Source organism: Tessaracoccus defluvii, assembly GCF_014489575.1.
GTDB classification, from domain to species: domain Bacteria; phylum Actinomycetota; class Actinomycetes; order Propionibacteriales; family Propionibacteriaceae; genus Arachnia; species Arachnia defluvii.
This window is the reverse complement of the sequence record NZ_CP060789.1, coordinates 3005320-3026483: the sequence shown is the minus strand read 5'-3', so window position 1 is coordinate 3026483 and position 21164 is coordinate 3005320. Positions and strand designations below refer to the sequence as shown.

The 21164-nt window shown below is 67.6% G+C and carries 17 protein-coding genes and 2 pseudogenes; 17 read left to right on the top strand and 2 right to left on the bottom strand.

Annotated elements, in window-relative coordinates; all coding sequences use genetic code 11:
* Positions 1 to 78: 78 nt before the first annotated feature.
* The 14 genes and pseudogenes from H9L22_RS14365 to H9L22_RS14300 all read left to right on the top strand — a co-directional run bounded on the left by H9L22_RS14365 (position 79) and on the right by H9L22_RS14300 (position 14271).
* Positions 79 to 1719 (top strand): hypothetical protein, encoded by a 1641-nt coding sequence (locus H9L22_RS14365; RefSeq protein ID WP_187720512.1) that lies wholly within the window; start codon positions 79 to 81, stop codon positions 1717 to 1719.
* Positions 1720 to 1939: 220 nt separating this feature from the next.
* A complete protein-coding gene (locus tag H9L22_RS14360) occupies positions 1940 to 2638 on the top strand; it encodes an SAF domain-containing protein (RefSeq protein WP_187720511.1) in 699 nt (232 codons plus the stop codon).
* Positions 2639 to 2724: 86 nt separating this feature from the next.
* Complete coding sequence (locus tag H9L22_RS14355) at positions 2725 to 3366, top strand: hypothetical protein (RefSeq protein ID WP_187720510.1); 642 nt, start codon at positions 2725 to 2727, stop codon at positions 3364 to 3366.
* Entirely contained in the window at positions 3359 to 4858 is a 1500-nt protein-coding gene (locus H9L22_RS14350) for a CpaF family protein (RefSeq protein ID WP_187720509.1), read from the top strand. The genes H9L22_RS14355 and H9L22_RS14350 overlap by 8 nt, the downstream gene beginning before the upstream one ends.
* Complete coding sequence (locus H9L22_RS14345; RefSeq protein WP_187720508.1) at positions 4855 to 5706, top strand: type II secretion system F family protein; 852 nt, start codon at positions 4855 to 4857, stop codon at positions 5704 to 5706. Before H9L22_RS14350 ends, H9L22_RS14345 begins: the two co-directional genes overlap by 4 nt.
* Positions 5703 to 6596 carry a type II secretion system F family protein gene (locus H9L22_RS14340; protein WP_187720507.1) on the top strand — a complete coding sequence of 298 codons (894 nt, stop codon included), beginning with the start codon at positions 5703 to 5705 and terminating at the stop codon, positions 6594 to 6596. The genes H9L22_RS14345 and H9L22_RS14340 overlap by 4 nt, the downstream gene beginning before the upstream one ends.
* Positions 6597 to 6613: 17 nt before the next feature.
* Complete coding sequence (locus tag H9L22_RS14335; protein WP_187720506.1) at positions 6614 to 6796, top strand: hypothetical protein; 183 nt, start codon at positions 6614 to 6616, stop codon at positions 6794 to 6796.
* Positions 6771 to 7160: a TadE/TadG family type IV pilus assembly protein gene (locus tag H9L22_RS14330; RefSeq protein ID WP_187720505.1), complete on the top strand. Its 390-nt coding sequence runs from the start codon at positions 6771 to 6773 to the stop codon at positions 7158 to 7160. The genes H9L22_RS14335 and H9L22_RS14330 overlap by 26 nt, the downstream gene beginning before the upstream one ends.
* Before the next feature lie 9 nt (positions 7161 to 7169).
* Positions 7170 to 7769 (top strand): superantigen-like protein SSL4, encoded by a 600-nt coding sequence (locus tag H9L22_RS14325; RefSeq protein WP_187720504.1) that lies wholly within the window; start codon positions 7170 to 7172, stop codon positions 7767 to 7769.
* A 113-nt stretch (positions 7770 to 7882) separates the two neighbouring features.
* Entirely contained in the window at positions 7883 to 8689 is an 807-nt protein-coding gene (locus H9L22_RS14320; RefSeq protein ID WP_187720503.1) for a hypothetical protein, read from the top strand.
* 6 nt (positions 8690 to 8695) lie between these two features.
* Positions 8696 to 9124: a TadE/TadG family type IV pilus assembly protein gene (locus H9L22_RS14315; RefSeq protein WP_187720502.1), complete on the top strand. Its 429-nt coding sequence runs from the start codon at positions 8696 to 8698 to the stop codon at positions 9122 to 9124.
* Positions 9125 to 9194: 70 nt separating this feature from the next.
* A complete protein-coding gene (locus tag H9L22_RS14310) occupies positions 9195 to 9578 on the top strand; it encodes a pilus assembly protein TadG-related protein (protein WP_187720501.1) in 384 nt (127 codons plus the stop codon).
* A gap of 124 nt (positions 9579 to 9702) precedes the next feature.
* A complete protein-coding gene (locus H9L22_RS14305; RefSeq protein WP_187720500.1) occupies positions 9703 to 12489 on the top strand; it encodes a tetratricopeptide repeat protein in 2787 nt (928 codons plus the stop codon).
* 472 nt (positions 12490 to 12961) lie between these two features.
* Positions 12962 to 14271: pseudogene (locus tag H9L22_RS14300) on the top strand (transposase).
* Between the two features lie 191 nt (positions 14272 to 14462).
* Here the strand turns inward: H9L22_RS14300 and H9L22_RS20545 are convergent.
* Positions 14463 to 15056, bottom strand: a complete 594-nt coding sequence (locus H9L22_RS20545) for a KH domain-containing protein (protein ID WP_226966328.1) — start codon at positions 15054 to 15056, stop codon at positions 14463 to 14465.
* A gap of 152 nt (positions 15057 to 15208) precedes the next feature.
* On the opposite strand from H9L22_RS20545, the pseudogene H9L22_RS20540 reads away from it, so the two are divergent.
* Positions 15209 to 16335 (top strand): annotated as a pseudogene (locus H9L22_RS20540) (MalY/PatB family protein).
* 42 nt (positions 16336 to 16377) lie between these two features.
* Positions 16378 to 17895, top strand: a complete 1518-nt coding sequence (nhaC, locus tag H9L22_RS14280) for a Na+/H+ antiporter NhaC (RefSeq protein WP_083196640.1) — start codon at positions 16378 to 16380, stop codon at positions 17893 to 17895.
* Positions 17896 to 18746: 851 nt separating this feature from the next.
* Here the strand turns inward: nhaC and brig1 are convergent.
* Positions 18747 to 19400 carry an anti-phage DNA glycosylase Brig1 gene (gene brig1, locus H9L22_RS14275; protein WP_187720496.1) on the bottom strand — a complete coding sequence of 218 codons (654 nt, stop codon included), beginning with the start codon at positions 19398 to 19400 and terminating at the stop codon, positions 18747 to 18749.
* Positions 19401 to 20082: 682 nt separating this feature from the next.
* Between brig1 and H9L22_RS19065 the strand changes: the two genes are divergently transcribed.
* On the top strand, positions 20083 to 21159 hold the full coding sequence (locus H9L22_RS19065; RefSeq protein ID WP_226965884.1) for a DUF2510 domain-containing protein: 1077 nt from the start codon (positions 20083 to 20085) through the stop codon (positions 21157 to 21159).
* The last annotated feature ends 5 nt before the right edge of the window (positions 21160 to 21164 follow it).

The following is a 21164-nucleotide window of genomic DNA, read 5'->3' as shown; positions in this document are numbered from 1 at the left end:
ACCGTGGGGGAGTGGGCGGGCACGATGGTGGCCTGCGACCAGGCTGCGGGCGGGGCCGATCCCGGGCTGCGTGAGGCTGTGGCCCTGGTCCCGCTGCTGGCGCGGCCGGTGGACGCCTCCGGGAGCGCGTTAATCCACGCGATCGAGGCCGACGCCACCGTGCCGTGTCGGTTGACCGATGACGAGGGTCGCAGACTTCGCATGCTGGGCGTGCAGGTCACGCGGGCGGCCGCCGTCGGGGTCGATGCAGCATGGGTTCGGCGTCTGCTCGGCCAGGCGGAGCGCTCTCTGCTGGAGCCGGCCACCACGCGCGGCCACATCGATATGGCTTTACAGCGCTACGTGATGGCGGTGGGCTCCGCGGCAGACGCATTGCGGCCCGAGGATGCGCTGGCGATCTGCTCCATGCAACGCAGCCTGCTGCACCGTGGTCGCCTGCTCCTCGACGAGTTCGAGGTCATCGACGGCGTCGGCCATGACCGGACCCGCGACGCCGTGGTCGCTTCTCAGGCACAGTGGGACCGCGCCTTTGATGCATGGCGTCCTGTGTTGCCACATCGGCCATCGACCGCTACCGACATCGGACGGGCGATCGTGGCAGTGCAGATGGCGGCTCGCGAGGCGGATCCACACGGTTTGCTCCAGGCGCTTCTCCGTAGTGGTCTGGGTGGCACTCTTGTGGCGGCCTCCGCAGTCACTCCACAATCGATGCGGGCCGGATCGTCGCTGGTGAGATCGGCGGTGACATTGGCGGAGCGCGCGGATCTCGCTGTGACCCTCAGGCCCCGGCCAGCTGGGCCGCGCGAGTCGGCCATTCTGGCCCCGGTGCTCCCGGCCCATCCCGCGAGGAATGTGTCGGTCTCGGCCGGCGACGGAGTCGTCAAGCCGCCCGTGAGGGTCCCGGATCCGGACGCGGTGAGTCTGGGCGATGTGGCCGCCTTGAGGACACTGGCTGGTCAGCGTGATGCGGGGGTGCTCGCGGAGGCCGCCCTGCGTGGCGACCCAGAAGCGTCGAGGATCGCGCGGGCGGTGTCGCGAGGGGATTTGGAGGAGCTCGCGGAGCGGGGCCGAGTGGCGCGGGCGGCGATCGTTCAGGCCGGGTCGCCGATCGTGTTCCACTGGTCGAGGAAGGTACCGCCCAAGGCTCGAGAGGAGTTCGTAGCTGCGGGGCTGCTGCGGCTGACGGAGATCGCACCGCTGTGGGATCCCGACAGGGCCCGCTGGTCGACCTTCGCCTACTCCGAGTTGGACTTCTTTCGCCGCAACGAGGCCAAAAGGAAAGCCGAAGATCGGGAGGTGGTCAGCGACACGCTGGTGCACCAGGTCGATCAGGAGCGCACGCTCGCGGCCGGCGACGGCGGCCGCGGAGTAGAGGAGCAGGTCATGCGTCGCCTGGGTAATGAGGAGGCCGTCCGCTTGATCGAGTCGCTGCCCGAGGAACTGCGCGGCATCGCACAGGCACGCCTCATCGCCGCGACCCGGACTAGCCGGGCCCAACTCACGGCATCGACCGGCCAGTCACGGCACGTCTTGGAACGTGATGAGGACCGCGCCACAGGGTTGTTGCGGGAGCGGCTGGGACGCGGCGCCGAGAGCCCACAGGAGCTGAGTCTGCGGGGGATGGCTCTCCTGCTGAGTGAGTCACTGCGTGAGGTGCCGCGCCGTCCGCCGCCAGCCTCGTCATCGAGGCGGCCGGGCGGCGGTGGTCCGGCGTTATGACCCCCGGGGGGTGACCCCGCCCGCGATTTACAGTGAGATTGCCCGGCGCCGAGGCCGGTGTCGGGCGTCGGGTCTGTGTGTCGCGTCGATGGTGCGTGGCGGGCCGACGAACAGAGTGGGGGCTCCCGCCTAGTGCGGGAGGTGCCCGGGGCTGATGTGAATTTCAGGGACGCTGTTTCCGCTGTGGGTGGGGCGGCTCGGGGTTCAAGGGAGTGTGACCATGCAACAGACTCTGGCAGCAGAACAGGCTGCGCCGGCGCCGCCGATCGTCACGCCCGCTGCGGTGCGCCGGCAGCGTCGCCCGCTGCTGGCGGTACTGGCGGGCCTGCTGATCCTGCTGGGTGCTGGGGGCGGGGCGCTGGTGTTCTTGTCCTTGGGCTCCACCGTGGAGGTGGTCGCGGCCCGGGTTCCGGTGGTTCGGGGACAGCTGATGACGGCCGAGATGTTCACCACGGTGCAGATCGCCCCCGATCAGCAGCTGGCCTACCTCGAGGCCGACCAGCTGCCGACGTTGCTCGGCCAACGGGCGGCACATGATGTGGCTGCAGGCACGTTGGTGTCCGCGACCGTGGCTGTGGAGCAGATGGTGCCCTCGGCCGGTCGCACGGTCGTCGGCATGTCGTTGCCTCCCGGGGCGGAACCCGCGATCGAGTTGCTTGTGGGCGACCGTGTGCGGGTGATCCTCACCGAACCGGCCTACGCGTGCGCGGCGGGGGAGAGCTCAGCCGAGACGGGGACCTCGACCGTGGCGTGTGACGTGAATGTGGTGATACCGGGGGTCGTGGTAGCCACGGCCCGGGATGAGGCGTCTGGCCAGGTGTCGGTGTCGGTGGAGGTCGATCAGGCGGATGCTGCGCGGACAGCGGCGGCGGCAGCGTTGGGCAGGGCCGCGCTGGTGCTCGACTCGAGGGACAACTGATGGCTGTCTTCGCGTTGACGTCGGCAGCTGGGGCGCCTGGGGTGACGACGACCGCGCTGGGGTTGGCGTTGGCGTGGCCGAACCAGGTGCTGCTGGTCGACGCCGACCCGGTAGGCGGGTCGGCGATCCTGGCCGGCTATTTCGGCGGCACGGTGCCCCATCCCGGAACATTGGTGGAGTTGTGGTCAGCTCACCGCCAGAGTGCGCTGGAGACCGCGGTGCGGGAGATGCCGCTTCGCCTGTCGGAGACCGCCTCGCTGATCCCGGGGCCTGCTGGTGCGACGCAGGCCGGCGGCCTGACAGACCTGTGGCCGGCGCTGGCCGTCCAGGTTCGCGGCTTGTCGCAGCTCGGAGTTGATGTCCTGATCGACCTCGGCCGCCTCGGCCACACCCACCTCGCCGCGCCGTTGGTGCGGGGCTGTGATCAGGTGCTGCTGGTGCTGCGCTCGGATTTGCCGTCGGTGGCCGCCGCGTCGGCGGCGGACCTCCCCGACGAGATCCCTGTCCGGCTGGTGGTGGTGGGCCCGGGCCGCCCGTACAGCAGCTCCTCGGTCGCGTCGGTTGTCAAGCATCCGGTGGCGTTCGAGCTGCCGTGGGCACCGGAGGAGGCAGAAGTTCTCAGCCACGGTAAACCGGAGCCCAAACGCGGCCGCGGTCTGACTCGTGGGCTACGGCAGGCAGCCGAGCAGCTCCACGCGACGGCGCTGAGGGAGCTGACTCATGTCTGACGCGGCCGAGTTCGACCCGGGTACGTTGGCGCTGTTCGCGCAGCCGACCCCACCGGCGGGCCGCACCCGGGGCGGGTTCCGCATGGTGCCCGGCGACGCCCCACGGCGTGAAGCCCCCGCCGCCGCGTCGGCGTCGGGGCCTGAGCCGGTGGCGCGGGTCCAGCGCCGCCTCGACGGTGACATCGACTGGGATCTGGTCGATGTGCTGCGGGAACGTGTCTCCGCTGAACTGTCGGAGCGCGATCCCGACTCGGGCGACCGCGAGGCGGTGGGGCGGGAGATCATCGCCGCGGTGCTGGAGGAGGAGTCTCGCGCGTCCACAGTGCGGGGCCAGCTGACCTGGACCCTCGACCACCAGGACCGGCTCGCGCAGGCCTTGTTCGATGCCGTGTTCCGGCTCGGCCGGCTCCAGCCGTACCTCGATGACGATGCGGTGGAGAACGTGATCATCTCCGGCTTCGACAACGTGTTGGTGGAGAACAGCGACGGGGAACTGGTCCCGGCACCCCCGGTGGCGTCCAGCGATGAGCAGCTGATCGAGTATCTGACGTTCATGGCTGCCCATCAGCCGAAGCCGCGGGACTTCTCCGAAGCGGCCACGAAGCTGCACCTGGCGCTGCCCAATCGCGCGCGGCTGTTCGCGTCGGCGTGGGTGACGTCACGTCCGACGGTGATCATCCGCCGCAACCGGCTGGTCGACGCCGGCCTCCACGAGCTCGTCGCTTTGGGCTCGTTGTCGCAGGTGGCGGCCTCGTTCTTGTCGGCGGTGGTGCAGGCGCGGATGTCGCTGGTGGTCTCCGGCGATCAAGGCACAGGCAAGACGACGATGCTGAGGGCGTTGGCACACGAGCTGCCGCCCCATGTGCAGATCGGCACGATCGAGACCGAGTACGAGTTGTATCTCAAGGACACCGGTGACCATCAGGTGGTTCACGAGTGGCAGGCCAACCCCGGTTCCGGGGAGATCGGCCTGAATGGTCGCCGCGCCGGCGAGTACACCGTGCGTGAGGCCCTCGAAGACTCCCTTCGCGCCAACCTCAGCTACACGATCGTCGGTGAGGTCCGCGGGTCGGAGATCGTGACCATGTTCAAATGCATGCAGTCCGGGTCCGGATCGATGTCGACCACCCACGCGAGATCAGCGGAGGGCGCGATCAGGAAGCTGGTGACGTGTGCGACGCAGGAGGGCGCCAACATCACCCGCGAGTACGCACTGAACGTGATCGCCGAGGACATCGACGTGATCGTGCAGCTGCAGGTCGAATCGGTCCCCCAGGGCGACGGGACTTGGCGCAAGCGACGGTGGGTGTCGGAGATCATCGCGGTCGAACCCGGTGAGGATGCCAAGGGCTACGCCGCCACCACCATCTTCGCCGCCCAACCGGGCAGCCACCGCGCCACCGCGCAGATCCTGCCCCCCAGGTTCCGGGCTCTCGAGCGCTACGGCTTCGACCTGGCTGGCTTCAACGCAGAGAAGGGGACCCTCGCATGATGCTCATTGCTGCTCTCTCGGGGGCGTTGATGGTCGCTGGGGTCCTCGGACTCATCTATGGCCTGACCCCCCGCCCCGTCGCCGAACCGACGCCGCCACGCACACGTCGCCGCCGGGTCAGCTCCTCGACCCGCAGCGTCGCGTTGCTGGGTGTGGCGGTGGGTGCAGTGCTGGCGGTGATCACCGGGTGGCTGGTGGCGCTGGTGCTGGTGCCGGCGGTGTCGGTGATGGTGTGGCGAATGGGGACGGGCCGGGCGAAGAATCGCATCGAGCGCCTCAACGCGCTGGCCGACTTCGCACGTGGCCTGGGAGGGGTGCTGACCGCGGGCCGTGGGCTGGAGCAGGCGATCCTGCACGCTGCCCGCTCCGCCCCCGCCGCGCTGGCCCCCGAGATCGGACGTCTCGCGGCGCGGGTGCGTGCGAACGTGGCCACCGGGAAGGCTCTTCGCCTGTTCGCCGACGAACTCGACGATGCGACCGGCGACTTGTTCGTCGCCACCCTGATCCTGGCCTCGGAGCGTCGCGGCCCAGGCGTCGCGTCCGCGATGGCCGGGTTGGCCGAATCGATCGACGCCGACGTCCGGGCCCGTCGCCAGGTCCACACCGAGCAGCAGAAGGCCCGCACCGCGGCCCGAATGATCACCGCCATCTCCGCCGTTCTCCTCAGCGGCCTGTTCCTCGCGGGCAGCTACGTCGAGCCCTACCGCACTCCGCTCGGACAGGTGCTGCTCACCGTGCTCATGGGCCTCTACCTGGCCGCGTTGCTGTGGATGCGGCGGATCAGCGCCGCCGCCCCGCTGCCCCGCTTCATGGGCAGCGCCGTCGCTGACCGTCAGGCAGCGTCATGACCGGGCTGCAGCTGGCCATGCTGTCCGGGGCGATGCTGTCCGCCGGCGTGGTGCTCATCGTCGTCGGCATGGTCCCCGCGCCGGTCCATCTCAAGGACGCCATCGGCCGCCTCCAACCCACCAGCCTCCCCGCCGACCCGGTCGATGCTGCGGGGAAGGTGGACGCTGAGGTGCGCCTCGGTCGCTGGGCCGAGCAGCACCTGCCGGCCGTCGTCTGGGGTGCACCGCCCGAGAAGGACCTGGCGCTGCTAGGGCGGACCAGGGCCGCGTTCTACGGCTCGAAGATCATCTCCGCCGTCCTCGGGTTGCTGGTGGTGCCCGTGATCTCTGTGGCGACGATGCTCGTGGGCCTGCCGACTCCCGTCGCGATCCCCGTCCTCGGCTCCCTGGGATTCGCGATCCTGTTGTGGTTCCTTCCCAACAATGAACTGCGTGACCAGGCCCGTAAGGCCCGCGAAGAGTTCTCCTACGCCCTAGGCGCTTTCGTCGAAATGGTGGCCCTAGAGCGCTTGGCCGGTGCCACCGTGCCGCAAGCTCTGATCCGGGCTGCCGATACCGGCGACTCCTGGGTGTTCCACCGCCTCGCCACCACACTGCGCCGCACCAACTACACCGGCCAAAACCCGTGGGACGCGCTGGCTGACATGGGCAACCACCTACACCTGCCCGACCTGACGGACCTCGCCGACATCATGCGACTCGGCGGCTCCGACGGCACCCGCGTATACGACTCCCTGCGCGCCCGCGCCGCAGCGATGCGCAACGCCACCCTCAACACCCAAATCTCACGCGCCAACGCCGCCGGCGAACGCATCGCCGTCCCCGTCGCCGGCCTCGTCCTCGTCCTGGCCATCACCCTCGTCGTCCCCGCAGTCCTCCGAATGATCTGAACCGAAAGGACCCCATCATGCTCGCTCTGTACTGCTACCTCACCGCCACCCTCCATACCGTCCAGCAGCCCCGCGGCCGGGATGAGCGAGGCCTGTCCCAGTCCACCGAGAACGCGATCCTGCTCGCCGGCGCCGTCGCGATCGCGGTGCTGATCATCTCCGCGATCACCGCATATGTGCAGGCCAACCTCCCCTCCTGACCAGGACCAGCGCGGCCTCAGCTCCAGCGTCCTGTCCACCATCCTCTTCCCGCTCGTCCTCAGCGCGCTGTGGCTGGCGATGCAGTGGGCCATGCTCAGCTGGGCCCAAGCCACCGCACACGCCGCCGCGCAGGACGGGGTCCGCGCCGCCGCCGCCCTGGACGCCACCCCAGCTCACGGGCAGGCTGCCGCTGCCGCGGCTGCCGACAACGGATCCCTCGATACCGTTCAGGTCACCGCCAACCGGGCCGCGCGACTGACCACTGTCACCGTGACTGGCATGGCGCTGCGCGTGATCCCCGGGTTTCCCGTCAGGATCGACGTGACAGCCACCGCACCCACTCAACGACTCACACCATCCTGAGGAGAGACCATGAAGAAGCGACTCGCACCCACTGCCCTTCTGGCGGTCAGTACCCTGATGCTCCTCAGTGCCTGCACACCCGACGCCGCCGAAACCCCCGCCCCAACGACCAGCTCCACCAGCGCCGCCCCGTCGCCCACCGCGTCGCCGACGCCCACCGTCGCGTCGCCGTCACCATCACCCACCAGCACCCAGACTCCCGAGCAGGAGGCCGCTCAAGCCGCCGCGGTCGAGTACTTCCGAGCACTCAACGCGGTGCGAAGCGACCCCGACGCCGATTTCCAGCAGGTGGCCAACATCACGACTGGGACGCACACCGCCGCCGAGGCGGAGCTCCTCAACGACTACCGCAGCAAGGGCATCGTCCAGGTTGGCGAGCGCAGCTACACCTACAAGGGAGTGGGTCCAGTAGTGGAGGCGGGAGGGGTCCGTTCGGTCGAGGTCTACGTCTGCAGCGACAGCACCAACAGCGACATGGTCGATGCGGCTGGGAAGTCAGTCCTTGACCCGAATCGTCTCCGCTTCGTCGACTTCACGCTTGACGTCGTTGAAGTGGGCAACAGCTGGCGGATCAACGGTGGGCAAAGCGAGGCGGTCGAATCATGTTGAGGGGGTCCCCGCTCCGGCGGGTCGTCCTCGTGGCTCTGCTTTGCTCACTCGGAACCGTGCCAGCTTGGGCGGAGGGCTCTGGTGGAGCGTTCCTCAACGAGGACGCCGTCGTTGTGAGTGTCCAAGTTCCCGGATCGTCGGGCGGTGGCGGTGGCGGTGGCGGGCAGGGGAGTGCTGGCGGTGGCGGTTCGGCGCCGTCGGGCTGCTACACGGCGATGGGCACCGAGGTGCCGTGTTTCCAGTGGGGTCTTGCATGGCGGCCGGATCTGCAGTGCTACGCCCGCGTGAAGGCTGCCCAGCCGCCGTTGACTGACGCCATCTGGAACGGCCGCACTGATGGCTCGATCGTCGAGTGCCGCAACGGTGTCGAGGGTGGATGGAGTACCACGTGGGACATCTGGGTCGCCGCGCTTCAGTTGCCGGCCCCGCCGGATCCGGCCGAGCTCGCGCGGCGGGCGGTGGAGCGGATGCAGCTCGCCGCGATTCGTATGGGCACCTTTCCCGAGCAGGCCGAACGCGCACCGCGCGATCTAGGCTACGTCGGCTGGAATGTGTGGATGTGGGTGTCGAACCCGTCACCGTCGACGTGGGGGCCGATCACCAAATCTGTCTCTGAGGCGGGCTACACCGTGACCGCCACCGGCCAGGTCTCGAAGGTGGTGTGGGACATGGGCGACGGGACCACCGTCACCTGTGGACTGGGGAAGCCGTGGCAATCGATGTGGGTGCGTAACGAGCCGTCCCCGGACTGCGGCCACAGGTATGCCAAGGACGGCGAGTACACCGTCACCGCCACCACATACTGGGTGGTGAACTGGTCTGGCATCGGGCAGAGCGGCACCATCACCCTGCAGATCGACGACACCGCCACACTGCGGATCGCTGAGGTCCAGGTCGTCAACGTCACGAGCGGGGGTTGATCTGCGATGCCGAGGACCGATGATCAGCGGGGGATGATGGTGGCCGTCGAGACGGCGATCATTCTGCCTGTCCTCCTCGGCGTTGTCGGCCTGCTGATCGTGCTGGCCACCCACGCGCTGGCCCAGATGACGGTGACCTCCGCGGCCTCGCAGGCCGCCCGCGCCGCCTCGATCGAACGAGACACCGCCACGGCGACGAGTTCCGCCCGGGCGGTGGCCGCCTCGACGCTTGTCGAGTCCGGAACCGCCTGCCGCACGTCGTCGGTGACGGTCAACACTGCCGGACTGCGGGCGCCGCTGGGTTCACCGGCGAGCGTGGTGGTCACTGTGACCTGCACCGTCGATTTCGGTGTGGGGCTCCCCGGCTTTCCGCAGACCCGCACCCTGACCGCCACCAAGACCTCACCGGTGGACACCTATAGGAGCAGACGATGACCAGGACCCGCCGCGCCGCACCCCGGCCCCGCCGGGGTCCTCCATTCATCTGAATGCTGGGGAGCGGGGCATGGTCTCGGTGTGGGTGTCAGTGGCGCTGACGGCGTTCATGGTGATCGTCGGGATCGGGGTCGACTTCGCCGGCCACGTGGGAGCCTCGCAGGATGCCCGGGCCGTCGCCGACGAGGCCGCTCGGGCCGGTGGGCAACACCTCATTCTCGCTACCGGCAGGGCCCGGCCAGACGTCCACGCAGCCATCACCGCCGCGAACACCTACGTCGCGGCGTCCCCCTACAACGGCACGGCCAGCATCCGCGGCGGGAACACGATCACCGTCACCGCCACCGGCCGCTACACCTGCCAGTTCCTCTCCATCATCGGCATCAACACACTTCCCGTGAGCGAGACCGGCACCGCCACGGTCAAGTCGGTCCTGGGAGGCACCGAGCAATGACCCGTATCCTGCGCAGCCTCGCCGCCATCGCCGCCATCGCCGCGATCACCCTCGGCACCCCGTGGCTCCTGCTCCGACTCGCCCGCCTGCCAGGCTTCCTGCCCTCCTGGACAGGCTCGCCTCGATGCTGCTCGCCCCAGACAGCGGCCGCTTCCTCCTCATCCTCGTGTGGGCTGCCGCCTGGCTCCTGTGGGCCTGGCTCACCGCCTTGATTGTCATCGAAGCCGCCGCCCTGCTGCGCGGCGTCAAAGCCCCGAGACTGCCCGCCGCATCGCTGCCCCAGGGCCTGGCCCGGGGACTGGTGCTTGCCGCCGCAGCCGCGTTCATCGCCGCACCCCAGACCGTCGCCGCCGAACCACCCGATCCCGCCGCTCCTCTCCCCGGAAGCGCCGCCGCCGCGGCCTCGAGCATGCAGCCAACCCGAGCGAACCCCGCCTCCCCACCGGCACCATCCACGGCCGTGGAGCTGGACTCGATCACCGTGGCCAAGGGCGACACCCTGTGGGACCTGGCCGACGCACACCTCGGCGATTCCCACCGCTGGCCTGAGCTCTACGACGCCAACAAGGGAATTCCACAGCCCAACGGCTACACCCTTGAAGACCCGGACCAGATCGACGTCGGCTGGACCCTCGCTCTCCCATCCGACGTTGAACGAACAGCCGAACCGGCCACGCTACCTTCCGCGGATGCGGCCACGACCGCGCTCCTCCCCTCCGAGGCCAACGACGCAAACACCACCTCGGCACCAGCAGAACCGCAAGCGGCCCGATCCGCCTCACCGACCCCGATGATCACTGCGGAGAGGTCGTCGGCCACGGCACCTACCTCCACGGCAGCGCCGAGCCTTACGTCGGCGACACCGTTGCGGGCAGAGGCCGCGGCACCGGAGGACGCTGATTGGAGCGAGGCCCCGCCGTTCGTGTGGGAGGTGGCGGGGCTGCTGGGTGCCGGCACCTTCCTCGGTGTCGGGGTCGGCGCCGTCCTGGCTGCACGGCGCCGGGAGCAGTACCGGACCCGCCGCCCCGGCCGCATGATCGCCAATCCGAGCCCGGTCGTCGCGCCGATCGAGCAGACCGCGCGGCTCGCGACCGGACTCTCGTCCCGCCTCGTCACCCGCCTCGAGCAGGTGCTGCGCCGCCTCGACCCCCACACCGAGATTGCCGCGGTTGCCGTCGCCCGCGACGGCACACTCCACCTCTACAGCCCCACGGACCTCGGCTCACCGTGGACCCGCGACGGCGACCACTGGCTGCTGCCCAATACCGTGACCGTCGACACAATCGGCGAACACATCGCGGACCGGCCATGCCCGTGGCCGCTGCTGGTCACCATCGGCGCAGACGCGGACGACCGCGTCGTGCTGTTCAACCTCGACCAGGCCGGCAGGGTCACGATCACCGGCGACCCCGTGATGAGCGCCGACTTCGAGCGCTACGTCGCGGCCGAACTGGCCGTCAACCCCTGGTCCGAGGACATCCGCGTCGCCTGCCACGGTCCAGCCGCGCACGCCATCGGTATGTGCCCGGCGCGCCTCGACGCCGACCCCGAAGAGATCCTCACCCTCGCCCGGACCAACCTCGATCGCGCCACCGACGCCGAAGTGACCGCAGCCGTGGGTAGAGCCCTACAGGCGGGCGACGACACCTGGACAGCGGGCGTCGTGATCACCGACCAGCTGGACACGCTCGACGGCCTCCACAACATCATCGCCGACCATCGCCAGCAGACCGGCACGGCCATGATCGTCTTCCACCCGACACAAGGGGAATGGACCCTCACTGCCGACGGGCGACTCACCTCACCGGCATTCGAACTCACCGCCGTCGGCCTCACCGAAGACGAAGCCGCCGGCTGCGCCGAACTCCTCGCGGCCACCGACACGGGGCACGACACCACCCCCGAGCCCGCCGACGACCTCGTCGACGTCACCGGCAACGTCCTCGAAGAACACCGCACCCCCCGGGACCAGACCAACCCCGGCACGGTCGAACCCGTCCTGCCAGAACCAGATGCCGCCTACATCGACGCCGCCGTGGTCACCGCGGATGACCTCACAATTCTCGCTCCTCGCATTACCGATGACACGGCGGCAGCCCTTCAGGACCGTGACCGCGGCCTCGACGCCGACGTGCGAGCCTGGTTCTCACCACGATGCCCCTACCCGCGACTCGCCCTCCTCGGGCCTGTCGCGGCCCGCTGCCACGGTAGGCCCGTCACGAAACGGAAGGCCTACTACACCGAAGCTCTCACCTACCTGGCGCTGCACCCGCACGGCGTGACCGGCGACCAAGTCGCCGACGCACTCGGTACCACCGTCGAACGAGCTCGCACCGTCATTTCCGACCTACGCCAGTGGCTCGGGACCAACCCTCGAACCCGACAGCCGCACATCCCAGACGCCAAGAACTCCCCGCAAGCCAGGGCCAGGGGAGTGGGCCTCTACCTCGTCGAAGACCTCCTTGTCGACGCCGACCTCTTCCGTCGCCTCCGCTCCCGCGGTGTCGCCGCCGGCCGCGACGGAATCGAGGACCTCGAAGCCGCACTCCAACTCGTCACCGGCCGACCCTTCGACCAACTCCGCCCCGCCGGATGGACATGGCTCATCGACGGGGATCGCACCGACCAGCACCTCATGTGCGCCATCACCGATGTCGCCCACATCCTCGTCACCCACCACCTCCACACCGGAGACCTCGAAGCCGCCAAACGAGCCGTCAGCACCGCGCTGAGAGCCGACCCCGACTCCGAAACTGCCAGGCTCGACCTCGCCGGCATCATGGTCCACGAAGGACACACCACCTCCGCGCGCCGCATCCTCGCCGAAGCACTCGGTGACGACGTAGACCTGGACCCCACCGCACGTGCCACGGAGATCCTCAACGGCAAGAACTGGTTGCGCACCGGATGACGACGGCGTCTTTTCCCGACTGCATGAACACGTGTGCGGGAGGCCGCACATGCCGATGGCACAGTGCGAAGGGGAGAGCCGTCCCTAGCGTCAGCCTTCATGCGTACTGCTGGCAGTCCCTCCACGTCCCGGCGCGGTGAGGATTGTGCTCCTTCGATGCCTAGTGGGGTGAGACGAAGCGAGGGAGAGAACTTTGAGCCAGAGACGCCCTCCCCCTCGGAGCGAGCGGAACGTCGCTGACCATGGGTCAGATGGGCCGACTTCGACTGCCTACTTCCCTCGTCACCTGCAGGATGGATGCCCACGACGATCCTGGCGGAAAGGGGCGCCCGCGCGCCGGCCGGCCTTGTTAGCCTCGCGCTTTCACGCCGGTGGGTGGGCGGTAGCGGCCTGAGATGGCGAAGGTGCCCCTGACTTGGGATGATGTGTTTTGCGAAGCACAATCATTCAACAAGCGAGGAGCACCTTCGAGGTGAAGAGTACCGGCTCGTATCCGAGGGTTCATGTCGATACCGCCAAGGTGACCGCGGTCGGCCAGGCCGGCGGGATCCTGCTGACCGAAACCATCCGCGCCACGGGCCTGGACCGGGCCCTGTCGGAGGCGTTGGACCGGTGGCGGAAACCGTTGGCGGTCCACGACCCGGGCAAGATCATCTGTGATCTCGCCCTGTCGCTGGTGCTCGGCGGTGAAGCGTTGAGCAACCTCGCTACCCTGCGCGCCGAGCCGGGGGTCTACGGCCCGGTGGCGTCGGACCCGGCTGTGTCCCGCCTGATCGCGACGCTGGCCCAGGATGCGGACAAGGCCATCAAAGCGATCACCGGAGCCAGGCAGCAGGCTCGCGCCAGGGCCTGGGAACTGGCCGGTGAGCATGCCCCCAACCACGCAGCCACTGCCGAGGATCCTGTGGTGATCGATCGCGACGCGTCGCTGATCACCGCCCATTCGGAGAAGCAGCGCGCGGCGCCGACGTTCAAGCGAGGGTTCGGGTTCCACCCGTTGATGGCGTTCGCCGACCACGGCCCCGAGGGCACCGGTGAAGCCCTGGTGGTCCACCTCCGGCCCGGGAACGCCGGCTCCAACAAGGCCAGCGATCACATCGCTGTGCCAGGGCCGCGTTGGCGCAGCTCCCCGACCGCAACCCTCGCCCTGGGCGCAGGGTCCTGGTCCGCGCGGACGGCGCCGGCGACCTCTACCAGCAGGTCCCCGACTGGGTCTGGGTCCCCGCCCTCAACGCCGACGGCCAGGCACGGGAGGGGGCGGACCTGGCCGACTTCACCGGACTGCTCAACCTGTCGGGTTGGCCTACCGGGATGCGGGTGATCGTCCGCCGGGAACGGCCTCACCCCGGCGCTCAGCTGCGTTTCGATGACGTCGACGGCTACCGACTCACCGCCTTCGCGACCAACACCACCCTCGGCACCCTGCAGCAGCTCGAGTTGCGGCATCGTCGACGGGCCCGCTGCGAGGACCGGATCCGGATCGCGAAAGACACCGGCCTGGCCAACCTCCCGTTGCAGGGGTTCAACCAGAATCGGATCTGGTGCCAGATCGTCGCCCTGGCGAGCGAGTTGCAGGCCTGGAGCGGGATGCTGGCCATGGCCGGTCATGAAGCCCGACGCTGGGAACCGAAACGGCTGCGCTACCGCCTCTACACCATCCCCGCGACACTGACCAGAAGATCCCGCCGCGTCGTCCTTCACCTCACCAAGCAGTCCCCCTGGAGTGGGCTGATCATCAACGGTCTCCAACGACTACGCGCTCACCCGGCACCCGCGACCTGACCCTCCTGCCTGCACACGTCCCTCTAGATATGGAAGCTCTCGGCCTGGAAACCCGCACCGCAGACGTCACGCGGGGTCTTGTCACACCCACCTGCAAGAATCAGAACAACCTCGACGCCACCGGCGCCATCAACGCCCGATCGGGGCCGCCATGAAAGATCGAGGTTAGCTGTCTCTCAGAGGGGACTGTCTCATCGACACTGTCGTTGAGCCGCGATATCTTGAACCCTCTGCTGGGCCACTATCGCTGAGTCTCTGCTCCCTGCGCTGATCTTGACAGCGCCCGCAGCGTCGATGCTGATTCGCGCGCCGGTTTCCTCTTCTAGTTTTCGCACGGTGCGACCGTGACGGCCGATGACCGACCCTGCGGACTGCGCGGGAATAGTCAAGATCCGGTGGTAATTCCATGCATGCGGCGATCGCCAGGCGGTTGGGGATCTCGCGGACGACGGTGGTGAAGGCGGTCGCGTCGACCTCGCCGCCGGTGTATGTGCGTCGCCCGTCGGAGACGTCGTTTGTGGTAGTCGAGCCGAGGGTGAAGGCCCTGCTTGCCGCGACGCCGGACATGCCGGCGACGGTGCGTGGCGGAGCGGGTCGGTTGAACGGGGTCGATCACCTGGTTCAGGGAGAACGTGGCCAGGTTGCGTCCGGAGCAGCAGCGCGTCGACCCGGCGGACCGGCTCGAGTGGGAGGCCGGGGACGCGGCGCAGTGTGATCTGTGGTTCCCGCCGCGGAAGATCCCTCTCGAGGACGCGGCGGCGAGCCTGTTGCCGGTACCGGATCATCGCCGCACTGGCGCGCGGCACCGTGGCTTCCACGCTAGTACCGCCGAGGGAGGCGGTATAGCTCCTGGCACATCGACCCCCCCATCACCCCCAGTAGGCGTGATGTTACGATGCGGCAAGTTTGTTTTTAACAGGAACCAAAGAGGGTGGTCATGGCGCGCCGAGGCACGCAGTCGTCGAAATGGGATGGGCTTCCCATTGACGAGAGACTCCCGTATATCGCGCTCTCGGTGGCGGACATGGACATCGAGTGTTCCCCTGCGATCCGGGATGCAGTCGCTCGTCGCGCGGCTGAAGGCCTCTTCGGCTATACCGATCTCCCCCCCGATCACGTTGATCTCCCGGTGGAATGGCTCGGCAGGCGCCACGGCTGGTCGGTACCCCGCGAGCACATCGTGGCGGCGCATCGCATCGTGCAGGTCGTTGCGCTGATCTTGGGTGCACACACCCGCCCTGGCGATGGCATCGTCTTGTTCACCCCCTCCTACAGCCCCTTGGAGAACGCGATCGGCCTCAACCAACGAGAGGCCGTGCGTGTGCCCCTGATTCAGACCCCCCATGGCTACGAGCTCGATCGCGACGCCACGGATGCGGCGCTCGCCCAAGCCGCCGGCCTATTGCTCGTCAACCCTCACAACCCTGTGGGGAAGGTGTGGGGGAAGAGGACTTGCTCTGGCTGGCCGACCGCGCGGAGGCCCACGACGTGATCGTCATGTCGGACGACGTACACGCCGACTTCACCCATCCCGGTCAACGGCATCGCTTCCTGCTCGACGTCGCGCCAAGCGTCTCGGGTCGCACGTTCACCTTCACTTCGCCGGCGAAGACGTTCAACATTCCCGGGCTCGAAACCACCCACGTGATCGTGCCCGACGGCGTCCTTCGTGAGTGCCTTGAGACGGGGCTGCGTGCCGCCGGGTTCCACAATCCGTCCTTCTTCTCCGACGCCGCCACACGCGCGGCCTACCGCGAATCCGACGACTGGCTGGCCGAGGTGGAAGCCATCGTGGCCGTGAACCTCGAGACGCTCAGGCGTACGGTCGACCGGTTCGACGGCGTTCGGTTGGTCGAGCCGCAGGGCACCTTCCTCGCCTGGGTCGATGCGCGGGGAGCCGGGTCCGAGGAGGATCTCAAACGATTCATCACGGACGAGGCGCATGTGGTGCCCAGCTATGGCACCGACTTCGGATCTGAGTACGGAGGCTACCTCCGGTTCAACCTGGCCTGCCCTCATAGCCAGTTCGAGGAGGCAATGAACCGTCTCCTCAGCCGCGTCTGACAGAACCCCTACCCAGCTACACCACCCCTAAGGAGCTCCGCCATGTCCGCTGAGGTCAACGACCCGTTCATCGACCATCCGTCCGCGCCCGAACCCGGAACGACGAAGACCAGACGAGTGCCAACCCTTGGGTTGGCACTCCTGCCGATCGCGGCAATGGTCGTCTTCCTAGCCGTTGGTTACATCTGGCTGGGGCTGGCCGCGGAACCCCTCATCGTGGCCGCGACATTCGTGGCTGGCTTTGTAGCCATCTATTTGGGTTGGTCCTTCGACGAAATCATGGCCGCGATCTCGGAGAAGCTCGCCAAGGTCATGCCCGCCTTCCTCATCCTCATCTCCGTCGGCTTCCTCATTGGGGCGTGGATGATTGGCGGCACCATCCCGATGATCATCTACTACGGGCTGGAGATCATCTCACCCGAGTGGCTGGCACTGACGGCCCTCCTGGTCACCTCGATTGTGTCGCTCGCCACTGGCACGTCCTGGGGTTCGGCCGGCACCATTGGTGTCGCCTTCATGGGCGTGGCCATCGGCCTCGACGCCAACCTTGCGCTGGTCGCAGGTGCCGTCGTGGCGGGTGCCTATTTCGGCGACAAGATGTCGCCCCTGTCCGACACCACGAACCTGGCCGCACTGACGACCGGGGTGAACCTCTACACCCACATCGGCAACATGATCTGGACCACCGGTCCCGCCTATCTGCTGAGCATCGTGGTCTTCGCCACGGCTGGGCGGAGTGCGGCTGGGGCTGGTGGAAACCTCGAATCCGTCTCGCTGATCAACGGGTTCCTCGACCAGGCCTTCAACTGGAATGTCCTGCTGCTGTTGCCGCTGCTGATCGTGCTCGTGGGCTCGATGATGCGCAAACCCACGGTGCCCGTGATGATCTTGGCCTCGGTCGTGGCGCTCATCAACGCCGTCATCTTCCAAGGTCAAACCTTCGCCAACGCGGTGCAGGCCACCCTCAGTGGCTTTGACCTCAGCATGCTCGAGGCGATCGGACTGGACGCCAGCGGCGCCCCGGCTGAGGTCTCGCGCCTCCTGGAGCGGGGAGGCATGAGCTCGATGATGGGTACGTTGCTGATCGCCTTCTGCGCCCTGTCTTTCGCCGGCGTGGTGGCCCGCACCGGGGCTCTCGACCTCATCGTGGAGAAGCTGATGAACGTGGCCAAGTCCACGTCGAGTCTCATCCTGTCCACCATCGCCATTTGTCTGGTGACCATCGCGACCACCTGCAACGGCCAGGTCTCCATCGTCATGCCCGGTGAGATGCTACGCGAGGCTTACATCAAACGTGGCCTGCACCCCAAGGTGCTTTCGCGCACACTGGAGGACTCGGTCACCGTCACCGAGACGCTCATCCCATGGACTGCAGCCGGCGCATACATGGCTGGGACGCTCGGTGTCGCGACTCTCGATTACGCACCGTGGGCAGTTCTCAACTGGGCAGGCATGATCTTCGCCGCCATCTGGGCCTTCACGGGTCTGGGAATCAAGCGCATCACCCCAGCGGAGCAGGACATGTTCCTCAACAACCCACAGGCAGCCATCAACGCCTGATCAACAACCGACGATGAACGGCCCGTCCCCATAGGGGGGCGGGCCGTTCGTTGCGATGCTCAGGTAGGGGCCGACGTTTCGATTTTGATGCACTGGAAATCGTAGCCGCGAGTCCCTAAACGCTCTCCCAGTTGTCTTGTTCCTCAGCGCACAGACCCATGTAGCGCTGTACGGGGCTTCCGGGCGTTCTGAGGTGGGCAGGTCCTTGACGGGGGAAGAATGATGACATCGAAGACTCGACGGCGCGCAGCCCGACGGATTCACCAAGTGTGCCCGCGGTACGGGAAGAGGCGCTTCAGAGATCACGCCGAGGCGATCTGCTTTCTGCACGCCGCCGCCAACGCGCGGACACGGGCATGCCTGCTCGGCGCCACTACGAGACGATGCGAGGTCCGCGCCTACGAGTGTGAGTCATGCGGGGGCTGGCACGTCACCGCTAGCAGTGCCCAGAATTCTGCTGTCGCGACGCATGGGTAACCACTCATCCGCCTGCGGGAACCGAGCAAGAATCGCCGTGCGGGGTGATGACTCTGACCACCCCGTCGTTACGGCATCAAGTTCGGGCGTCGTCAACAGTGGTTATGCCCGAGCACTGTCCTCTTGCTTGAGCCAGTCAAGGTCTGTTGCCCTCGACCCGTTTCTGAGCGATGACGCTCACAAGGAGTGGGTTGGGCATCACACGGGGCAGCGCCACTCTGCTGTGTGGTGGCTCCGCGCCGGGGCGCGTTGGTCGTGAGGTTCCGCTGTTTAGGCCTGGCTGTGCAGCGCTGCGGCCAGCGCCTCGGTGTCGGTGGCGCCGGGTGGACCGGCGTAGCCGGCCTGGGTGATGACTACCAGCCGCTGGTTGCGGATCAGCGGGAACATGTGGGCTGTGCGGCTGGCGGTTGCCCAATTGACTGGCAGTTGGTTCCCGTCGCTGAGTCCGAGGCGTGAGGCGGCCCGAAGCCAGGGCTTGCCGAAGGCGAAGACAAATGGAGTCTCGAGCTCGCTGATGGGATCGAGGATGAACCGGGTGAGCAGGTCGGCGGGGGAGTGATCGCGGCGGTGACGGCCTTGGAGTGGAACGGATAGAGCTCGATGTAGAGAAGATCGTGGTTCTGGATCGTGTCGTCGTTGTGCAGTCGTCGAGCGAACGCGAGCCGGTTGTGGTGGTAGCGGTTGCGTCCATGGGCCTGTTGCCACGTGGCGTCGGTGTAGGGGCCGCTGCTGGCCCAGTTGCTGTAAGACGTTTCGCGGACACGTTGGGTGTAGATGCCGTCCATGCTTTGGAACGCTGGCGCAGGCGCCCCGGGATTGAGTCCAAGCATGACTAGGGCTGGTGTGGCCGAGCCGGCCAGCGATCCGATGTACGGCTCGGGCATCACGGTCATGTCCACGGTGCCGGCTCCCCGACCGGAATAGGTCGCACGCCAGCGCTCGAGGTCGGGGTGTAGGCGATGGTTACCCTTCACCCACAAACCGATCTCCCTGTCCCAGAACTCGACGGCGGCAAGACGGCTCGACACTCAGCCGATATTGCCACATGATCAGAGCCCAGCTCGTGGCGTGGTGTAGGCGGTCGGTTGCATGGTTGGTGACTTCGAGCGGCTGCTGCGCAAGCAGATCGAGTGGGCCCACCGTTATGACGGCTATGCCAGGTTTTCGGACACCGCCCGAGCGCCTTGCCGACATCCTGTTCTACCTGAACCGCGCCGATCGTCACGGCGGTGGCCGCGGACCCATAGAGGGCGGGACGCTGATCAATGAGTGGCGCACACTACTTGAACTACTCGCGCGGCTCACGACGAAGGGAGGCCGCCGACACGCCCCCATGGAGCAGAACGTCCGCAGACTTCTTGCGGTCGGAAGATCGATGCCCGATCATGCCTCGCGTGACCACTGCGCTGATCTGCGTGAGTTCACGGATGCGAGTCGGTCGCGCAGCACAGTACGGCCGCCGAATTGGCTGGTCGAGGACAAGGGCGTGACGCCGGCTGTTCTGTCGCACGCCGGGCTCCGCAAAGGAGTGTGGAACGGCGAAGCTGCTGGACTGAGCGGCCAGTGTGAGGGCGATCAGGAAGTAGGACCGCCGGCGCATGACAATCCGGGGCTCACTTCTGCGCTGCGATTCCGCAGCCAAGGGCTTACGATCGAACCACGATCATGTCAGTTCAGACGTGCATCGCGTCTCCAGCAGCGGAGGTTTCGGTGGCGCGCAAGAAGATGTGGGTCGAATACCCCGACGATGGCGAACTGTCGGGCGACCGAGACACCCCCGGCGCCAAGAGTGCGCTGGTTCGGGACGCCGACAACAAGCTCATCACGCACGCAAAGTTGTACGACGATGAGGACTACGACGACGACGCTAGCGTCACGGGATCCACCGGTTCGGATGTCGATGCCGGCGGGCTCGTCCTTGGCCTGCTCGGTGTCGCCGGGCTGGTCGCTGTCGCAGTTGTGGGCGCCTCTAGGCGCCGGCAAGACCGCGCCCACGAACTGCCTGCGGAGCCTCTCGGCAGCATGGACGCGTCAGCCTCTACGGTCGCGACTCCGCCAGTGTCCGCACCCGCGGGATGGTACGACGTCGGACAGGATCGCCTGCGCTGGTGGGACGGGCAGGCGTGGACAGAGCACGTGCATGTAGGAAACCCCCGAGTCGGGGCTCCCGCGGGCTGGTACGACGATGGCTCCGGACGCGAGCGCTGGTGGGACGGGCACATGTGGACGGGGGTCTTCCAGCCCTTGCACACTACCGTGACGAGATCCCCCGAGCCCCACACCTGGGAGCAGCGCTCGCACAGCGTGGTGTCCCCCTCGCCAGGGTCGATCACGATGACCAAAGCGGAGTGGCAGGAACGCGTCCGCACAATGATCATCGCCCGCTCGATCAGCGAGATGCAGTGGAGGTCCCTATCCCAGGCGCGCATCGAGGATGCAGACGCCGAACTGCTCATGTGGCAAGCCGAGCTCCAGAAGCTCACGCCGCAGCAGTTCTCCGCCCAACTCGACCGGACACTCGCAGCCGACCCCGGCCTGAACAGCCAAGTCGTCAGCGCCGCCACCCCAGGCTGGTACGACGACGGCTCGGGCTACCAGAGATGGTGGAACGGGCAGGCGTGGACCGATGCGGCGGAGTTCGCCCCGAACGCCGTGCAGCCGCGCGCAATCGCGCAGCGGGGTGCCCTCGCGGAGCCGCTCCCCTCGACTCCAGCAGGCTGGTACAACGACGGAGCGGGACGGCAACGGTGGTGGGACGGCCAACGCTGGACCGAGTACTACGCCTGACCGCA

What these genes read in the sequence shown, in the direction of transcription:
- H9L22_RS14360 (WP_187720511.1), top strand. Translation starts at nt 1,940, where the DNA reads ATGCAACAGACTCTGGCAGCAGAACAGGCTGCGCCGGCGCCGCCGATC.
- H9L22_RS14350 (WP_187720509.1), top strand. Translation starts at nt 3,359, where the DNA reads ATGTCTGACGCGGCCGAGTTCGACCCGGGTACGTTGGCGCTGTTCGCG.
- H9L22_RS14345 (WP_187720508.1), top strand. Translation starts at nt 4,855, where the DNA reads ATGATGCTCATTGCTGCTCTCTCGGGGGCGTTGATGGTCGCTGGGGTC.
- H9L22_RS14340 (WP_187720507.1), top strand. Translation starts at nt 5,703, where the DNA reads ATGACCGGGCTGCAGCTGGCCATGCTGTCCGGGGCGATGCTGTCCGCC.
- H9L22_RS14335 (WP_187720506.1), top strand. Translation starts at nt 6,614, where the DNA reads ATGCTCGCTCTGTACTGCTACCTCACCGCCACCCTCCATACCGTCCAG.
- H9L22_RS14330 (WP_187720505.1), top strand. Translation starts at nt 6,771, where the DNA reads ATGTGCAGGCCAACCTCCCCTCCTGACCAGGACCAGCGCGGCCTCAGC.
- H9L22_RS14325 (WP_187720504.1), top strand. Translation starts at nt 7,170, where the DNA reads ATGAAGAAGCGACTCGCACCCACTGCCCTTCTGGCGGTCAGTACCCTG.
- H9L22_RS14315 (WP_187720502.1), top strand. Translation starts at nt 8,696, where the DNA reads ATGCCGAGGACCGATGATCAGCGGGGGATGATGGTGGCCGTCGAGACG.
- H9L22_RS14310 (WP_187720501.1), top strand. Translation starts at nt 9,195, where the DNA reads ATGGTCTCGGTGTGGGTGTCAGTGGCGCTGACGGCGTTCATGGTGATC.
- H9L22_RS14305 (WP_187720500.1), top strand. Translation starts at nt 9,703, where the DNA reads ATGCTGCTCGCCCCAGACAGCGGCCGCTTCCTCCTCATCCTCGTGTGG.
- H9L22_RS20545 (WP_226966328.1), bottom strand. Translation starts at nt 15,056, where the DNA reads ATGATCCGGTACCGGCAACAGGCTCGCCGCCGCGTCCTCGAGAGGGAT.
- nhaC (WP_083196640.1), top strand. Translation starts at nt 16,378, where the DNA reads ATGTCCGCTGAGGTCAACGACCCGTTCATCGACCATCCGTCCGCGCCC.